Source organism: Pedobacter sp. 01N416, assembly GCF_056399685.1.
Window position 1 is genome coordinate 1 of record NZ_JBFTRT010000717.1, and the last position, 2,206, is coordinate 2,206.

A 2,206-nucleotide genomic window follows, 5' to 3' on the forward strand; every position below is an offset into this window, starting at 1 on the left:
GTGTTACGTTATGGCAGTATTACAGGTTTGAAACCCGAAAAGGTGGCTTATTACAAAAAGTTACATGCTGCCGTATGGCCAGGGGTATTAAAAAAAATAACAGCATGCAACATCCATAATTATTCCATTTATTTAAAAGAAATTGAGGGCAAACAGTATCTTTTTAGCTATTTCGAGTATACCGGAAACGATTTTGCTGCTGATATGAAAAAGATGGCTGCTGATACCACTACCCAACGTTGGTGGAAAGAAACTGCACCGACTCAGATTCCACTGCCCGATGCTGCTGCTAAAGGCGAAACCTGGAGCAATATGGAAGAAGTTTTTCACAAAGATTAGTAATACGGCATACAAACAATGAGCCTTTTATCGGCTAAAATGAGTTATTTAAATAAACACAGCTGAAATATTAAAGGCTGTGTTTATCTCTTTAAACAAAAGCTTAGCTTAATAAAATTCGGTTTAACCTACCGTCACATCTTCTTTTACTACACCATCGGCAATGTGCAAAATCCTATTTCCGTATTGCGCATTTTTTTCGGAATGTGTAACCTGGATAATGGTAATCCCATCTTCCTGATTTAGTTTTTTAAACAATGTCATAATTTCTTCTGCCTGTGCCGATTGTAAGTTACCCGTTGGCTCATCGGCCAGAATTATAGATGGTTGAGCGGCCAATGCCCTTGCTATACCAACCAATTGTTGCTGCCCGCCTGAAAGTTGATTTGGGAATAAATCTTTTTTTGCCACAATATTAAAACGGTCTAACAGGTCGGCAATTCTACTTGCCCGCTCAGAGCTACCAACTTTTTTGTACAGCAATGGGGCTTCAATATTTTCATAAACGGTCATTTCATCAATTAAGTGGTAGGCCTGAAAAACAAAACCGATGTGATTTCGGTAAAGTTCAATGCGTTTACGTTCATTCAACGAAGTTACATTCTCGCCCAGAAACTCATACGAACCATAAGTGGGTTCTTCAAGCATGCCAATAATATTGAGCAAAGTAGATTTCCCTGCACCTGATGGGCCCATAATGGAAACAAATTCTCCTTGTTTAATTGTTGTGGTAACCAAACGTAACACGTAGTTTTTAATGCCTTTGTTTGCGTAATATTTTTCGATGTTATTAAGTTGTATCATATTTTTTCAAGGTTGAGGGTTAGAAGGTGGAAGGTTGATGGATTAGGTACTTTAACCTTCCGCCATAAAACCTTTTGCCTTCCTACCTTTATTCATATTTAAGTGCATCAATGGTATTGGCAACCGCTGCTTTATACGAGCGGATGCTTACGGTAATCAACGTAATGACCATAGAAATAATCATGGCAAATACAAAAGGCCAGATATTCAAATCAATGCGATAGGTAAAAGTGGCCAGCCATTTGGCAACGAATAAATAAGCAAGCGGCCAGGCTACCAAATTGGCAAGAAAAACCATTAACAGAAATGAACCATTTAACATTTTAACCAATTCTAATGTAGAAGCACCCAAAACCTTTCTAATGGCAACTTCGCGGGTTCTCTGTGTAGCCACGAAAGAGATCAGTCCAAATAAACCGATAAAGGAAATAAAAATGATCACCCCGGCAAACACCTTAAAAAGGGCTCCCATTATTTTTTCGGTTTGATAATATTCACTGATTTTATCATCCATAAAAGTAGATCCATAAACATATTCGGGCAGTACTGTGTTCCATGTTTTTTCTATAGCCCGCATAGCAGGCAAAATACTTTTACTATCAAGCTTTACAGCTATAGTGTTGTACGATTCTTTGTCGCTGTTAATCACAATCGGAGAAATAGGCTCGTGCAAACTCATATTGTTAAAATCTTTAACTACACCAATGATGTTACCTGTTTTATCATTGATCCTGATGGTTTTCCCAATCGCATCGTTATAGTTAACTACATTGAGTTTTTTTAACATGGTTTCGTTTACTACAATATCTTTGAGTGTATCACTCTTAGATAAGCCTTTACCAGCAATAATTTCTAAACCAAATGTTTTAAAATAGTTTTCATCTCCTGTTTTGGTGTTGGCCTGAAAAGTTGATCTTACTGTTCCATTGTACCTGAAATTACTTTCGTTATTAAAATCAGAAGATGGCGCCGCACTGCAATAGCTGGATGACAATACGCCTGGAATTTTATTGATCTGATCCTGCAAAGTATGGTATCGGGTAATTGCCATGCTATCATAAGG

3 protein-coding genes are annotated in these 2,206 nt (G+C 37.6%); 1 reads left to right on the top strand and 2 read right to left on the bottom strand.

Features of this window, described 5'->3' with window-relative positions; translation table 11 throughout:
• Positions 1–339, top strand: a 339-nt coding sequence (locus tag AC1DND_RS26260; RefSeq protein ID WP_477585593.1) for an L-rhamnose mutarotase, incomplete at its 5' end; no start/stop codon positions are given.
• 123 nt (positions 340–462) lie between these two features.
• Here the strand turns inward: AC1DND_RS26260 and AC1DND_RS26265 are convergent.
• Entirely contained in the window at positions 463–1,143 is a 681-nt protein-coding gene (locus AC1DND_RS26265; RefSeq protein WP_477585595.1) for an ABC transporter ATP-binding protein, read from the bottom strand.
• Between the two features lie 88 nt (positions 1,144–1,231).
• On the bottom strand, positions 1,232–2,206 hold a 975-nt coding region (locus AC1DND_RS26270; RefSeq protein WP_477585597.1), incomplete at its 5' end, for an ABC transporter permease.

Excerpts from the sequence above, each read along its gene's own strand:
- AC1DND_RS26265 (WP_477585595.1), bottom strand. The coding sequence starts at position 1,143 with ATGATACAACTTAATAACATCGAAAAATATTACGCAAACAAAGGCATT.